General features: G+C 63.7%; 13 protein-coding genes. 8 read left to right on the top strand and 5 right to left on the bottom strand.

The features are described 5' to 3' along the window. Window positions 1–24: 24 nt before the first annotated feature. Window positions 25–999, bottom strand: a complete 975-nt coding sequence (locus ACF8EF_RS16415; RefSeq protein WP_176682570.1) for a D-glycerate dehydrogenase — start codon at window positions 997–999, stop codon at window positions 25–27. A 173-nt stretch (window positions 1,000–1,172) separates the two neighbouring features. Beyond that, window positions 1,173–2,120: a LysR family transcriptional regulator gene (locus ACF8EF_RS16410; RefSeq protein WP_003251712.1), complete on the bottom strand. Its 948-nt coding sequence runs from the start codon at window positions 2,118–2,120 to the stop codon at window positions 1,173–1,175. A 191-nt stretch (window positions 2,121–2,311) separates the two neighbouring features. Between ACF8EF_RS16410 and ACF8EF_RS16405 the strand changes: the two genes are divergently transcribed. From ACF8EF_RS16405 to ACF8EF_RS16390, 4 genes are read left to right on the top strand one after another with little or no spacing between them, the layout of a single operon-like run. Next, entirely contained in the window at window positions 2,312–3,841 is a 1,530-nt protein-coding gene (locus ACF8EF_RS16405) for an efflux transporter outer membrane subunit (RefSeq protein ID WP_392461660.1), read from the top strand. Next, window positions 3,838–6,015, top strand: coding sequence for an FUSC family protein (locus ACF8EF_RS16400; protein WP_392461658.1), 2,178 nt, complete (start codon window positions 3,838–3,840; stop codon window positions 6,013–6,015). The genes ACF8EF_RS16405 and ACF8EF_RS16400 overlap by 4 nt, the downstream gene beginning before the upstream one ends. Beyond that, window positions 6,005–6,205 (top strand): DUF1656 domain-containing protein, encoded by a 201-nt coding sequence (locus ACF8EF_RS16395; RefSeq protein ID WP_009685040.1) that lies wholly within the window; start codon window positions 6,005–6,007, stop codon window positions 6,203–6,205. Before ACF8EF_RS16400 ends, ACF8EF_RS16395 begins: the two co-directional genes overlap by 11 nt. 10 nt (window positions 6,206–6,215) lie before the next feature. Next, window positions 6,216–7,076, top strand: a complete 861-nt coding sequence (locus ACF8EF_RS16390) for an HlyD family secretion protein (protein WP_176682573.1) — start codon at window positions 6,216–6,218, stop codon at window positions 7,074–7,076. 72 nt (window positions 7,077–7,148) lie between these two features. Here the strand turns inward: ACF8EF_RS16390 and ACF8EF_RS16385 are convergent, their stop codons facing one another. From ACF8EF_RS16385 to ACF8EF_RS16375, 3 genes are all read right to left on the bottom strand, one after another. Then, entirely contained in the window at window positions 7,149–7,616 is a 468-nt protein-coding gene (locus ACF8EF_RS16385) for a type II toxin-antitoxin system YhaV family toxin (protein ID WP_176682574.1), read from the bottom strand. After that, window positions 7,613–7,939 carry a type II toxin-antitoxin system PrlF family antitoxin gene (locus ACF8EF_RS16380; protein WP_014859917.1) on the bottom strand — a complete coding sequence of 109 codons (327 nt, stop codon included), beginning with the start codon at window positions 7,937–7,939 and terminating at the stop codon, window positions 7,613–7,615. Before ACF8EF_RS16380 ends, ACF8EF_RS16385 begins: the two co-directional genes overlap by 4 nt. Before the next feature lie 92 nt (window positions 7,940–8,031). After that, entirely contained in the window at window positions 8,032–8,478 is a 447-nt protein-coding gene (locus ACF8EF_RS16375) for a universal stress protein (RefSeq protein WP_176682575.1), read from the bottom strand. Window positions 8,479–8,751: 273 nt separating this feature from the next. Here ACF8EF_RS16375 and ACF8EF_RS16370 point away from each other — a divergent pair, with 273 nt between their 5' ends. The 4 genes from ACF8EF_RS16370 (at window position 8,752) to ACF8EF_RS16355 (ending at window position 13,856) form a co-directional block, all read left to right on the top strand. Next, the gene (locus ACF8EF_RS16370; protein ID WP_016497993.1) at window positions 8,752–9,657 is read left to right on the top strand and encodes a LysR family transcriptional regulator; all 906 of its coding nucleotides are present in this window, start codon (window positions 8,752–8,754) and stop codon (window positions 9,655–9,657) included. Between the two features lie 116 nt (window positions 9,658–9,773). Beyond that, window positions 9,774–11,315: an MFS transporter gene (locus tag ACF8EF_RS16365; protein ID WP_176682576.1), complete on the top strand. Its 1,542-nt coding sequence runs from the start codon at window positions 9,774–9,776 to the stop codon at window positions 11,313–11,315. A 28-nt stretch (window positions 11,316–11,343) separates the two neighbouring features. Then, window positions 11,344–12,405, top strand: coding sequence for an HlyD family secretion protein (locus ACF8EF_RS16360; RefSeq protein WP_176682577.1), 1,062 nt, complete (start codon window positions 11,344–11,346; stop codon window positions 12,403–12,405). After that, entirely contained in the window at window positions 12,402–13,856 is a 1,455-nt protein-coding gene (locus ACF8EF_RS16355; RefSeq protein WP_392461656.1) for an efflux transporter outer membrane subunit, read from the top strand. Before ACF8EF_RS16360 ends, ACF8EF_RS16355 begins: the two co-directional genes overlap by 4 nt. Window positions 13,857–13,985 lie beyond the last annotated feature (129 nt).

The following is a 13,985-nucleotide window of genomic DNA, read 5'->3' as shown; positions in this document are numbered from 1 at the left end:
GCCAGCACAGGCACTCCAAAACGGTCAGCCCTTCCACACCTGCGGGTTCACCAGGTCCCGCGGCCGCTCGCCCAGCAGCGCCGCACGCAGGTTGTCGATCGCCCGGTTGGCCATGGCCTCACGGGTTTCGGCAGTAGCCGAACCAATGTGCGGCAAGGTCAGCGCATTGGGCAGCTTGAACAGCGGCGAATCGCTCAGCGGTTCTTTCTCGTACACGTCCAGGCCTGCGCCCCGAATGGTGCCGGCCTGCAGCGCCTCGATCAGCGCCGCCTCATCCACCACCGGCCCCCGGGCAATGTTGATCAGGAACGCACTCGGCTTCATCAGCTTCAGCTCGCGGCTGCTGATCAGCTTGCGGGTGGCATCGGACAATGGCACCACGATCACCACGAAGTCGGCCTCGGCCAGCAACTGGTCCAGGCTGCGGAACTGCGCGCCCAGTTCCTGCTCCAGCGCGGTCTTGCGGCTGTTGCCGCTGTACAGGATCGGCATGTTGAAACCGAAGCGGCCACGGCGTGCCACTGCTGCACCAATGTTGCCCATGCCGACGATACCCAGGGTCTTGCCATGCACATCGCTGCCGAAGTGGGCCGGGCCCACGGTGGCCTGCCAGTTGCCGGCCTTGGTCCACGCATCCAGCTCGGCGGTGCGGCGGGCGCAGCCCATGATCAGCGAGAAGCCCAGGTCGGCGGTGCTTTCGGTCAGCACGTCAGGGGTGTTGGTCAGTGCGATGCCGCGCTCGTTGAAGTAGTCGAGGTCGTAGTTGTCATAGCCGACCGACACGCTGGACACCACCTCCAGCCTGGCCGCACCCTCAAGCTGGACGCGGCCGAGCTTGCGACCAACGCCGATCAGGCCATGGGCTTCGGGCAGGGCTTCGTTGAACTGGGCGCTGATGTCGCCGAGCTTGGGGTTGGGCAGGATCACATTGAAGTCTTGCTGCAGGCGTTCGGCCATGGCCGGGGTGATTCGGCTGAAGGCCAGGACGGTCTTTTTCATCGGGCAACTTCTCTGCAAGGCGGGGTGGGGCTGTGCTGGCCTTTTCGCGGGCAAGCCCGCTCCTACAGAGGCGCGGTGCCTTGTAGGAACGGGCTTGCCCGCGAAGGGGCCGGAACAGGCGAAATCAATGGTTAGCAACCTACCATTGTCCGCCCCCGCAATGCAGCAGCTTTTTAGTTGGCGATCAGCACCTGATGGGTTTTCAGGTCTGCCTCATGCGCGGCAAGAATCTCTGGCAGCGAGTTGCGCAGGTACTCGACCCATGTCTTGATCTTGGCATCCAGATACTGCCGCGATGGATAGATGGCATACAGGTTCAGCTCCTGCAGGCGATATTCGGGCAGCACCCGTACCAGGCTACCGTCCCGCAGGCCCTCGATAGCCGAATAGATCGGCAGCACGCCTACGCCCATGCCACTGCGGATCGCAGTCTTCATGGCATCGGCGGTGTTCACCATGAACGGCGAACTGGTGATGTTGACCATCTCTTGGCCTTCCGGGCCATCGAACAGCCATTTCTCCAGCGGTATGACCGGGCTGACCATGCGCAGGCAGGCGTGCTTGAGCAGGTCGGCAGGCTTGTGCGCCACGCCATGCTGGGCGATGTAGGCGGGCGAGGCACAGACGATGCTGTAGGTGATGCCCAGGCGCTGTGAAACGAACCCCGAGTCGGGCAGTTCGGTGGCCAGCACGATGGAGACGTCGTAACCCTCGTCGAGCAAGTCGGGCACGCGGTTGGCCATGGTCAAATCGAAGGTCACGTCCGGGTGCGTTTCGCGGTAGCGGGCGATGGCATCGACCACGAAGTGCTGACCGACCCCGGTCATCGAATGCACCTTCAACTGCCCGGCCGGGCGCGCATGGGCGTCGCTGGCTTCGGCCTCGGCTTCTTCGACGTAGGTAAGAATCTGTTCGCAACGCATCAGGTAGCGCTTGCCGGCTTCGGTCAGCGCAATGCGGCGGGTGGTACGGTTGAGCAGCCTTGTTTGCAGATGGGCTTCCAGGTTGGAGACCGCCCGCGACACGTTCGCGGTGGTCGTATCCAGTTGCGCCGCCGCGGCAGTGAAGCTGCCTAATTGGGCTACGCAACTGAAAGCACGCATGTTTTGCAGGGTGTCCATGGGTCACTCTCGAGGTAGAGGACAAAATTGTGTCACGAAGTAACCTAGAAAAGAGAAAAAGTTGCCTTCGACCAAAGGCGGATTATCGCCGTTTTGGTAACAAAGATTCGCAGGAATCTGCGCTTATCGCCAGTGCTGCCGCCCCCTAGAATTGCTCGGCCTCTTCACTTCTTCCTCGGGAAATCGCAGCTGTGCCGCGTCGCATCATCAGAACGCTCAAGGCGTTCAGTGCCTGTGCCCTTGCCCTCACCTTGAGCGGCTGTATCGGAACCTGGGGCATCGCCCCGCAAAGCAAGACGCTGCAAGCCAATACCTTGACCACCGACGCGGCCATTCGCGAAGCCGCGACCGACGCTCACTGGCCCGACCAGCAGTGGTGGCGCGCTTATGGTGACCCACAGCTGGACCGCTGGATTACCCTGGCCGTGGCCGGTAGCCCGAGCCTGGCCATGGCTGCGGCGCGGGTGCGCGAAGCCAAGGCCATGGCCGGTGTGGTCGAGTCAGCGGAAAAGCTCCAGGCCAACGGCCAGGCTACGCTCAAGCGCCACAACTGGCCGGAAGATCAGTTCTATGGCCCTGGCGCGCTGTCCGGTGCCAACACCTGGGACAACAACGCTGCCATCGGCTTTAGCTACGCCCTCGACTTGTGGGGCCGTGAACGCAATGCCAGCGAGCAGGCCGTGGACCAGGCGCACATGAGCGTGGCCGAAGCCCGCCAGGCGCAACTGGAGTTGCAGAACAATGTGGTGCGTGCCTACATCCAGCTGAGCCTGCATTTTGCCCAGCGCGATATCGTCAAGGCCGAACTGGAACAGCAGGAGCAGATCCTGGCCCTGGCCAAGCGTCGCCTGGATGCCGGTATCGGCACCCATTTCGAAGTCAGCCAGGCCGAAGCGCCGTTGCCGGAAACCCACCGTCAGCTCGACAGCCTCGACGAAGAAATTGCCCTGACCCGCAACCAACTGGCGGCGCTGGCCGGCAAGGGCCCGGGGGACGGCGCGCAGTTGCAGCGCCCGGCCCTGGTCTTGGCCGCGCCATTGAAACTGCCCTCGAACCTGCCCGCCGAACTGGTCGGCCAGCGCCCTGACGTGGTCGCCAGCCGCTGGCAAGTGGCCGCGCAGGCGCGCGGCATCGACGTTGCCCACGCCGGCTTCTTCCCCAACGTCGATCTGGTCGGCAGCCTGGGCTTCATGGCCACCGGCGGTGGGCCGCTGGAATTCCTGACCGGGCGCAAGTTCAACTACAACGTCGGCCCGGCCATCAGCCTGCCGATCTTCGATGGTGGCCGCCTGCGCTCGCAGTTGGGGGCGGCCTCTGCCGGCTACGACGTAGCCGTGGCGCGCTACAACCAGACGGTGGTCGGTGCACTGAAGAACATCTCCGACCAGTTGATCCGCCGCGAGTCGATGAAAGAGCAGTCGCACTTCGCGGCAGAGTCGGTCGCCGCTGCGCAGAAAACCTACGACATCGCCATGGTCGCGTTCCAGCGCGGCCTCACCGACTACCTGAACGTGCTCAACGCGCAGACCTTGCTGTTCCGCCAGCAGCAGGTGCAGCAGCAGGTGCAAGCCGCCCGCCTGATTGCCCATGCCGAGCTGGTCACCGCCCTGGGTGGTGGCCTGCAGGCCGGTCAGGATGCGCCGAAAGAGGAACGCCAGGCTGCACCGAAACCCCCGGCCACCCTGGCCATTTTCGACAAGAAGCCGGATAACGCCGAATGAGCACTTCCAGTTTGCCCGTGCGCTGGCTGCAAAGCCTGGAATGGCGTCGGGGCTTCTTTGCCTGGGCGCGCACCGACGGCGTGACCTGGGTGTACATCTTCAAGGTGCTGGCCGCTGCGTTCATCACCTTGTGGCTGGCCATGCGCCTTGAGCTGCCGCAACCGCGTACAGCGATGATCACTGTTTTCATCGTCATGCAGCCGCAAAGCGGGCATGTGTTCGCGAAAAGCTTCTACCGGGTGCTCGGTACTTTGGCGGGTTCGGCGATGATGGTGGCGCTGATCGCCATCTTTCCGCAGAACACCGAGCTGTTTCTGCCCAGCCTGGCCCTGTGGGTGGGCCTGTGCTCGGCCGGTGCCATGCGCTACCGCACCTTCCGCGCCTATGGTTTCGTGCTGGCCGGCTACACCGCAGCGATGATCGGCCTGCCGGTGCTGCAACACCCCGACCAGGCGTTCATGGCAGCGGTATGGCGGGCGCTGGAAATCGCCCTGGGTATTCTGGTGTCGACCTTCGTCAGTGCCGCGATCCTGCCGCAGTCGGCCAGTGCCGCAATGCGCAACGCCCTGTACCAGCGCTTTGGCGTGTTTGCCGGGGTGGTGGTGGAGGCCCTACGGGGCGATAGCCAAAAGGACCGCTTCGAGAGCAGCAACGTGCGCTTCGTGGCAGAGGCAGTGGGCCTCGAAAGCCTGCGCAACGTCACCGCGTTCGAAGACCCGCACATGCGCCGTCGCAGTGGTCGGCTGGTGCGCATGAACAGCGAGTTCATGGCCATCACCACCCGCTTCAATGCCTTGCACCGCTTGCTGGAGCGTCTGCGTGCCCGTGGCCCGCTGCAGATCGTCAGTGCCATTGAACCGGGCCTCAACACCTTGGTGGAGTTGCTGCAGCCCTATGTGGGCCGGGCGTTGACTGACGCCGATGCGCTGCGCCTGACCCTGGAGCTGGCCGCTTACAAGGAAGGCTTGCAGGCCCAGGTGCGGGGGTTGCGGGCTGAGTACCTGATAACTGACCCCAGCGAGTCCGACCTGCTCGACTTCCATACCGCGTTCGAGCTGCTGTACCGCTTCGTCGACGAGATGTTGAGCTACGCCGAAACCCATGCCTCGCTGGCCGCGCACAAGCACGAGCGCGAGCAGTGGGATGAGCCTTATGTGGCGCAGACCAGTTGGCTGGTATCGCTGGCGGCCGGTGTGCGGGCCTCGGCAGTGCTGTTGCTGCTGGGCAGTTACTGGCTGCTCAGCGATTGGCCCAGCGGCGCCATGATGACCCTGATCGCCACGGTCACCGTATGCCTTTCGGCGGCGTCACCCAACCCCAAGCGCATGTCGTTCCAGATGGCGTGCGGCACGGCCATCGGCGCTTTTGTCGGCTTCTTCGAAACCTTCTTCGTGTTCCCCTGGATCGACGGTTTTCCGCTGCTGTGCATGGTGCTGGCGCCTGTGTTCATGCTGGGCGCGTTTCTTTCGTCGCGCCCTGCCTACGCCGGTTATGGCATCGGCCTGCTGGTGTTCTTCGCGATTGGCTCGGTGCCGAACAACCTCACCGTTTATGACCCGTACGCCTTCATCAACGACTACATCGGTATGGTGATCGGCATGTTCGTCTGTGCCGCCGCCGGGGCGATCATCCTGCCGCCCAACAGCCGCTGGCTGTGGAGCCGCCTGGAGCAGGCGTTGCGCGAGCAGGTGCTGTTCGCCATCAGCGGCCGCCTGCGCGGCCTGGGCTCGGCCTTCGAAAGCCGCACCCGCGACCTGCTGCACCAGGCCTATGGCCTGGCGGCCGGCAAGCCGCAGGTGCAGAGCCAACTGATGGGCTGGATGTTCACCGTGCTGGAGATCGGCCACGCCGTCATTGAGCTGCGTAAGGAGCAAGCCCGCGCGCCGGTGCACCCGGCCTATGCCGAGTCGCAGCCGTGGCGCCAGGCAATCCGTGTCATGGGCCGCGCTCTGGCCCGGCTGTTCCTGCAGCCTAGCGCCAGCAACCATGAACGCGCACTGGTGGCAGTGGACCACGCCATCGCCCGCGTGCAGGCCACCGACGAGCCGTTCGCCCGGCACTTCGATACCTCTGTGCTGCGCCGCGTGCAAAGCTACCTGCACTTCATCCGTTCTTCCCTGCTGGACCCACAGTCGCCACTGGCACCGGCGAAAGGACTGCACCATGCCTCGTGAAATCGCCTTCCATGGTGTGTACATGCCCACCATGACCTTGATGTTCCTGTTTGCCCTGGGCCTGGCCTGGGGCCTGGACCGGTTCATTGCCAGCCATGATGGCTACCGCTTCTTCTGGCACCCGGCGCTGCTGCGCCTGAGCCTGTTCGTCTGCTTGTTCGGCGCCATGGCGCTGACTGTCTACTGGTGAGAATCCTTCGATGAAAAAGTTCTTCAGCCTGATCGCCACCCTGCTGGTGCTGGTCGCTGCCGTGGCCATCGGTCGCCAGTTGTGGCTGCACTACATGACCACGCCCTGGACCCGTGATGGCCGTGTGCGGGCCGACATCATCAACGTCGCTGCCGACGTGCCCGGCTACGTGGTGGCTGTACCGGTCAAGGACAACCAGCGGGTGAAGAAGGGCGACCTGCTGATCCAGATCGACCCCGAGCACTACCAACTGGCGGTCGACCAGGCAAAGGCGCTGGTCGCTTCGCGCAAGGCCACCTGGGAAATGCGCAAGGTCAATGCCAGGCGCCGTGCCGACATGGACAACCTGGTGATCTCCAAGGAGAACCGTGAAGACGCCAGCAACATCGCCAACTCCGCCCAGGCTGACTACCAGCAGGCCCTGGCCGAACTGGCTGCGGCTGAGCTGAACCTAAAGCGCACCCACATCGTGGCCACGGTGGACGGCTACGTGACCAACCTGAATATCCACAAGGGCGACTATGCGCGCACGGGTGAGGCGGTGATGGCGGTGGTCGACGAAAATTCGTTCTGGGTCTACGGGTTCTTCGAGGAAACCAAGCTGCCCCACGTGAAGGTGGGTGACCAGGCCGAGTTGCAGATGATGAGCGGCGAGCGCATCAAAGGGCATGTGGAGAGCATCGCCCGCGGTATCTACGACCGCGACAACCCGCAAAGCCGCGAGCTGATCGCCGACGTGAACCCCACCTTCAACTGGGTGCGCCTGGCGCAGCGGGTGCCGGTACGTATTCACATCGATGAAGTGCCGGAAGGGTTTTTGCTGGCGGCGGGGACGACGTGTACGGTGGTAGTCAAGCCTGGCGAAGGTTGACCTTCGCGACCATCCCGGCCTCCCGCATCATCTGTGGGAGCCCTGCTGATGCATGCGTATTAGCCAGTCGGCTCAATCTGCGGCAGCCTCTTGCAGCAACTGGTCCCAATCGTCCGGTGGGTGGCCGCTATGCAACATCTTTTGAAAGACCTTGTAAGCATCGTCGCTACTTTCATAGGCCCGCTTGCTCGACTCGTCATTGACCCAGGCCAGCACGATGATCCTGCTGGGGGTGTGGTAGCGGAAGAACAACCGGTACTGCTGGAAGAACTTTGCTCTGAACCAGTGCTTGTGGTCACCGCCAAGTGTTGCCCCTTGCCGGTATTCGGGTTTGGTCGGGTCTTGAGGGATTACATCGAACGCCAACCGCCGGATGGCGGCCAGCCTTTTAAAGGTATTTCTTTTCGTATAACCCGTTGGGTCTTTGTCCCGTTGAGCCTCGACTTGAGCGCTTAGCGCGTCCAGTTTGGCCAGGAACAGCGGGTGGGCAATTACAGTCCATCCATGAATAACCAGAGGCTTCCTGCTCGCATCACTCATTCATCGTCCGCCGACAGAGGTTGATCCAGGTCGACCTCCGCGTCGCCGACAAGCTTGTCGAGGCGCGCGATGAGGCCAGCATCGACAACCTGCAGCCGTTGAGGGTTGGTAGCGATATCGTGTGCCAGGAAATCCAGAAATTTGCCCAGTACCGGATCGTCCTCGGTTGCCTCTGCGCGGGTGAGTATCACCCCACCGTCGGGGCGAATCGAGTAATGGATCTTGTCACGTTTTTTCAAGCCCAAGGCGCGCCGCACCGTTTCGGGAACAGTGGTTTGATAGCGATCGGTCAGCGTGGACTCGACGTCGAAGGTGGCAGCCATGAGTAATGTCCTGTGGGTGACAGCGATACGGCTCAAGGTAATGCGATTGCATTGCCATGTCAATGCAGGTGCATTACCACGGTGATGAGCGGTCAGGCAGAGCCGACCAACACTGGCATGTCTACCCGGTCAATCACCTTCGCGCTGACTGACGGGTCCAGCAACCGCCCCAACCGCGACAGGTGGCGGTGGCCCATGATGATCAGTTCGCAGTTCAATTCCTGCGCTTTGGCCACAATCGCTTCAACCGGCTGGCCGGCCGCCATGCAGCCCAGGCTGGTGAAGCCGGCTTGCTGCAGCTCGCGCACGGCCTCGGCTACGGCGTGGTCGGCATGCTGCTGTTCCTCGCAGGCGGCGGGGTATTCTTCCAGTTCCTCGGCGGTGTAGGGCGCAGGTTGCTCATGCACGGCGAAGGTGGAATCGATGGCCAGCAGCACGTGCAGTTCGTGTTCGCCGGGGCGGCAGTAGCGGCGGGCGAGGGTGAGCAGGGTGCTGGAGGCGGGGGAGGCGTCGATGGCGATCAGGACGGGGCTGGGCATTGGAATCCTTGGCAGAGGCTGGCTTGTGGGTCTGCAGGATCGGCCCTTTCGCGGGCATGCCCGCTCCCACAGGTGTGTCGCACAACATTCGGGAATTGTGGGGGGGCCTGTGGGAGCGGGCGCGCCCGCGAAAAGGCCAGACCTGCCAATGCTTCATTTAAGGCCGAATACGCCCAGTGAATAAATGCCCCACCACGCAAGAGCGCATTGCGTCTGATGCAATCCACCAACCTGCTACCATCGCGTTTCCCGCAGCTGTAACGGAAAACGGCCATGCAACTCCCGGACATGAACCTGCTCGTCGCCCTCGATGCCTTGCTCGACGAGGGCAGCGTGGTGGGCGCAGCGCAGCGCATGAACCTGAGCCCGGCGGCCATGAGCCGGACATTGGGGCGTATCCGCGATGCCTTGGGTGACCCGATCCTGGTGCGCGCCGGCCGTGGCCTGGTGCCTACGCCCCGTGCGTTGGCCCTGCGCGAGCAGGTGCATGGCCTGGTGGAGCAGGCCGGGCAGGTGTTCCGCAGCCGTGACGATGTCGACCTGGTCAACCTGGACCGTGCCTTCAACATCCGCACCAATGATTTGTTCATTGCCCTTTACGGCGCCCAGCTGCTGCGCATGATGCTGGCCCAGGCGCCGCGTACGGTGTTGCGGTTTGTCCCGGAGGGCAGTGGTGACGATGATGCAGTGCTGCGCAACGGGCATATCGACCTGATCATCAGCTCGGCCATTGAACTGGGCCCGGAAATCAAGGTGCAGAGCCTGTTCAATACTTACTTTGTAGGCCTGGCGCGTGTGGGCCACCCTATCTTCGATGCCCCGATCACCCCTGAGCGTTTTGCCGCCTACCCGCAGATCAGCGTGTCTCGACGCGGCCGTGCCAACGGGCCGATCGATGTGGCGTTGGCCAACCACAAGGTGGAGCGGCGCGTGGCCCTGATCACCACCAGCTTCCACTCGGCGATGTTCTCGCTGCCGGATTCGGACCTGATCCTGCCGATACCCGCCAATATCCTCAACAGTGTGCAGCGGTTGAAGTTGCCATTGCGCTCGTTCGAGATCCCGGTGCCGTTGGAGAAGGTCAATGTGATGCAGGCGTGGCACCCGCGCTTCGACAACGACCCCGCGCACCGTTGGTTGCGCCAGACGTTGAAAGCGTGTGGCCGCATCGATCCGTGATTCAGGCATGGATTGCGTCTGACGCAATATAAAACTACCGACAAGTCAGTTTTCGTCAGCATTCGACCTTCTTAAACTTGCCCCAGCCCTGAAATTGTTGCTGGAGATGTATTCTCATGACTTCCCTGACGGCGCCCTCTGCGGCGCTGGCCGCCGCCCCCGCGCCGGCCGCGCCTGCGCAGACGGCGTTTGGCCTGCAGGTGGTGGTCGGACTGTTCGGCGTGTTGCTGGCTGTGCTGTGCGCCGGCCTCAACGAGTCGGTAACCAAGATTTCCCTGGCCGATATCCGCGGCGCCATGGGCATCGGTGCCGACGAAGGGGCCTGGTTGCTGGCGGTATACAGCGCCGCTTCGGTCTCAGCCATGGCCTTTGCGCCGTGGCTGGCCACGACCTTCTCGCTGCGGCGCTTCACCATGAGCGCAATTGGTCTGTTCGCCGTGCTTGGCCTGCTGCAACCGTTCGCCCCCAATCTGCACAGTTTGATGTTGCTGCGCGTACTGCAGGGCTTTGCCGCTGGCGCCTTGCCGCCGATGCTGATGAGCGTGGCCCTGCGCTTTCTGCCGCCAGGTATCAAGGTCTATGGCCTGGCCTGCTACGCCCTGACCGCCACCTTTGGCCCCAACCTCGGCACGCCACTGGCGGGGCTGTGGACCGAATACGTCGGTTGGCAATGGGCGTTCTGGCAGATCATCCTGCCCTCGCTGCTGGCCATTTTCTGCGTAGGCTGGGGGCTGCCGCAGGACCCGCTGCGCCTGGAGCGTTTCAAACAGTTCGACTGGCGAGGCGTACTGCTGGGGCTGCCTGCAATCAGTTGCACCGTACTTGGCCTGTCGCTGGGCGACCGCTGGGGTTGGTTCGACTCGCCGCTGATCTGCTGGCTGCTGGGCGGTGGCCTGCTGTTGCTGGTGTTGTTCATGTACAACGAGTGGTCCGAGCCGTTGCCGTTCTTCCAGTTGCGCTTGTTGCAGCGGCGCAACCTGAGTTTCGCCCTGGTGACCCTGGCCGGTGTACTGGTCGTGCTCTCGGGTGTGGGCAGCATCCCGTCGGCCTACCTAGCGCAGATCCAGGGCTATCGCCCAGCGCAGACCAGCCCGTTGATGATGCTGGTGGCCATGCCGCAACTGATCGCCCTGCCGCTGACAGCGGCACTGTGCAACATCCGCGCAGTGGACTGCCGCTGGGTGCTGGGCATTGGCCTGGCGATGCTGGCGGCGTCCTGTGTTGGCAGCAGCCTGCTGACCAGCGAGTGGATCCGTGGCGACTTCTACCCGTTCTACCTGCTGCAGGTGTTCGGCCAGCCGATGGCAGTGCTGCCGCTGCTGATGCTGTCCACCAATGGCATGACCCCGCAGGAGGGCCCGTTCGCCTCCAGCTGGTTCAACACCGTCAAGGGCCTGGCCGCCGTCATCGCCGGTGGCCTGCTGGATGTGCTTGGCACCCTGCGCCGGCATTTCCATTCCAATCACCTGGTGGACAGCCTGGGCAACGCCCCGCTGGTCGACGGCAACGCCGCCGGCCTGGCCAAGCGCATTCACGACCAGGCGCAGGTATTGACCTCGGCTGACCTCTATCTGGTGCTGGCCTGTATCGCCGTGGCCCTGATCTGCCTGATTCCTTTCGTGCCTACCCGGGTCTATCCGCCGCGTGCGGTGGCTTGAACCCTGGATGATTTCGAGAACCATTGAAATGACCAACAACCGCAAAACCCTTCTCATCGGCTCGGTGCTGGCCGTGGCCGTCCTGGCCGGCATCGTCGGCCCTTGGATCTTAGGCAGCGACCACCGCCAGAGTACCAATGACGCCTATGTGACCGCTGACTACACCGTGGTCGCGCCCAAAGTCGCCGGCTTCATCAAGCAAGTGCTGGTGGAAGACAATCAGCAGGTCACGGCTGGCCAGTTGCTGGCGACCATCGATGCGCGTGACTACCAGGCCGCGCTGGATGCTGCGCAGGCGCAGTTGCTGGTAGCCCAGGCACAGAGCGCCGATGCCCGCGCCACGCTTGAACGCCAGGATGCGCTGATTGCCCAGGCCGAAGCGGCTGTGAAGGCGGCCCAGGCTGAGGTGGCGTTCGCCGACCATGAAGTCAACCGCTACAGCCGCCTTGCCGAGCAGGGCGCAGGTACCGTGCAGAACGCCCAGCAGGCGCGCAGCGCGGTCGATCAAGCCCGTGCTCGCCTGGCCAACGCTCAAGCGGCGCGGGTGGCGGCGCGCAAGCAGGTGGACATCCTCACGGCTCAAGTGGCTAGCGCCGATGGCCAGCTCAAGCGTGCCGAAGCAGGCCTGGAAAAGGCCCGGCTCGATCTGTCTTACACCCGCATCACAGCGCCGGTGGACGGGATGGTCGGCGAACGCGCCCTGCGCGTGGGGGCCTACGTCAACCCGGGTGCCCGCCTGCTGTCGGTGGTGCCGTTGCAGCAGGCTTATGTGGTCGGCAACTTCCAGGAAACCCAGCTGACCCACGTACAGCCGGGCCAGCCGGTGCGCATCAGCGTCGACACCTTCTCCGGCGAAACCCTGCAAGGCCATGTGCAAAGCATTGCCCCGGCTACCGGCGTAACCTTCGCCGCGGTCAAGCCAGACAACGCCACCGGCAACTTCACCAAGGTGGTGCAACGCATTCCGGTAAAGATCGTTTTCGATGATGGCCAGCCACTGCTCACCCGCCTGCGTGTGGGCATGTCGGTAGAAGCCACCATCGACACCCGTGGCGACAAGCTGGACGGCAAAGAGGTAAGTGCGCGATGAAAACGGGATTGCGCTTGAGCCCGTTGCTGCTGGCCGTGCTGCTGGCCGGCTGCACCCAGGGCCCGGACTTCATGCGTCCAGATAGCCAGGCCCCGCAGCAGTGGGCGCCGCTGCAAGGCGAGGCGGCAGCCAGCCAGCCGCAGGCCGAACCGCTGGAACTGCGCTGGTGGGAAACCTTCCACGATGCAAAGCTTAGTGCCTTGATCCAACGCGTTGCCGAGCGCAACCTCGACTTGCAGATGGCCAGCGCGCGGCTGCTGCAAAGCCGTGCCCTGCGCAGCACCTTGGCTGCCGATGAAGTACCGTCGGTGGACGTGAACGCCGGTTACAGCCGCGCGCGCAACAGCGCCGATGGCTTGAGCGATCCGTCCGGCAAGGCCGGGAAAGAAGCCTTCAACCTCTGGCAGGGTGACCTGGTGGCCGGTTGGGAATTGGACCTGTGGGGCCGTGTGCGGCGTCAGGTCGAGGCTGCCGATGCCACGGTCGAAGTGGCCGAGAATGACCGCCGCAGCGTGCTGCTGGCGCTGCTTTCGGAAACCGCCGGCAATTACATCCAGCTGCGTGCCGTGCAGCACACCCTCGATGTGACGCAGGATAACCTCAGGGTCGCCCGGCACAGCCTGAAGCTGTCCCAGGACCGCCAGGCCGAAGGTGTTGCCACGCGCCTGGATGTGGCCCAGGCCAGCGCCCAGGTCGCGTCTATCGAGTCGCGCCTGCCGAGCCTGGAAGCGAGGCGTGATGACCTGATCAATGCCCTCAGCCTGCTCGCTGCCGAGCGGCCGCGCAGCCTCCAGGCCGAATTGCTGCAAGGCGGCGAGTTGCCCGTGCCGCAGCAGAAATTTGCCATCGGCTTGCCGTCCGAACTGGCCGAGCGCCGCCCGGACATCCGTCAGGCCGAGGCCCGCCTGCATGCCGCCACCGCCAGCATTGGCGTGGCCAAGGCGGATTTCTACCCGAGCATCCGCCTGTCGGGCAGTGTCGGCTTCCAGGCCATGCAGCTGTCGGATTTCGGTGGCTGGGATTCGCGCCGGTTTGCCTTCGGTCCGCAGTTGTCGCTGCCAATCTTCGAAGGTGGCCGGCTCAAGGGCACCCTGCAACTGCGCGAGGCGCAACAGCAGGAAGCCGCGCTGAACTATCGCAAGGTGGTGCTGGGGGCCTGGCATGAAATTGACGACGTGCTGCGCCTGTACAACGCCAGTCAGTTGCGCCGTGATCACCTTGCCGAGGCCGTGCGGCAAAACCGTATCGCCCTGGAAACCGCCCAGCGCCAGTATGTGGAAGGGGCGGTGGACTTTCTCAATGTGCTGACGGTGCAAGGCGCGCTGCTGGCCAGCGAGGAGCAATGGATCGACAGCTCGGCGGCGGTGTCGCAGGCGCTGGTGGGGCTGTACAAGGCGCTGGGTGGAGGCTGGCAGGCGTTTGACGAGCAGCTGCCGAATGCTCACAGTTAGGGAGGAAGCACAGAGTTTGAAGGGGAGGCACTGCGGTCCATGGCCTGATTCTTTGCAGGCTGCACCGGCCTCTTCGCGGGTGAACCCGCTCCTACACGGCGGCCTGTGTCCAACCACCGATGTGTGTCC

It is taken from the genome of Pseudomonas sp. zjy_15, assembly GCF_043101865.1.
Lineage (GTDB): Bacteria > Pseudomonadota > Gammaproteobacteria > Pseudomonadales > Pseudomonadaceae > Aquipseudomonas > Aquipseudomonas putida_Y.
Note: the sequence above shows the minus strand (reverse complement) of the source record. Positions and strands in the feature narration are given on the sequence as shown.

Coding starts and splice junctions, on each gene's coding strand:
- ACF8EF_RS16415 (WP_176682570.1), bottom strand. CDS start 999: ATGAAAAAGACCGTCCTGGCCTTCAGCCGAATCACCCCGGCCATGGCC.
- ACF8EF_RS16410 (WP_003251712.1), bottom strand. CDS start 2,120: ATGGACACCCTGCAAAACATGCGTGCTTTCAGTTGCGTAGCCCAATTA.
- ACF8EF_RS16400 (WP_392461658.1), top strand. CDS start 3,838: ATGAGCACTTCCAGTTTGCCCGTGCGCTGGCTGCAAAGCCTGGAATGG.
- ACF8EF_RS16395 (WP_009685040.1), top strand. CDS start 6,005: ATGCCTCGTGAAATCGCCTTCCATGGTGTGTACATGCCCACCATGACC.
- ACF8EF_RS16390 (WP_176682573.1), top strand. CDS start 6,216: ATGAAAAAGTTCTTCAGCCTGATCGCCACCCTGCTGGTGCTGGTCGCT.
- ACF8EF_RS16385 (WP_176682574.1), bottom strand. CDS start 7,616: ATGAGTGATGCGAGCAGGAAGCCTCTGGTTATTCATGGATGGACTGTA.
- ACF8EF_RS16380 (WP_014859917.1), bottom strand. CDS start 7,939: ATGGCTGCCACCTTCGACGTCGAGTCCACGCTGACCGATCGCTATCAA.
- ACF8EF_RS16375 (WP_176682575.1), bottom strand. CDS start 8,478: ATGCCCAGCCCCGTCCTGATCGCCATCGACGCCTCCCCCGCCTCCAGC.
- ACF8EF_RS16370 (WP_016497993.1), top strand. CDS start 8,752: ATGCAACTCCCGGACATGAACCTGCTCGTCGCCCTCGATGCCTTGCTC.
- ACF8EF_RS16365 (WP_176682576.1), top strand. CDS start 9,774: ATGACTTCCCTGACGGCGCCCTCTGCGGCGCTGGCCGCCGCCCCCGCG.
- ACF8EF_RS16360 (WP_176682577.1), top strand. CDS start 11,344: ATGACCAACAACCGCAAAACCCTTCTCATCGGCTCGGTGCTGGCCGTG.
- ACF8EF_RS16355 (WP_392461656.1), top strand. CDS start 12,402: ATGAAAACGGGATTGCGCTTGAGCCCGTTGCTGCTGGCCGTGCTGCTG.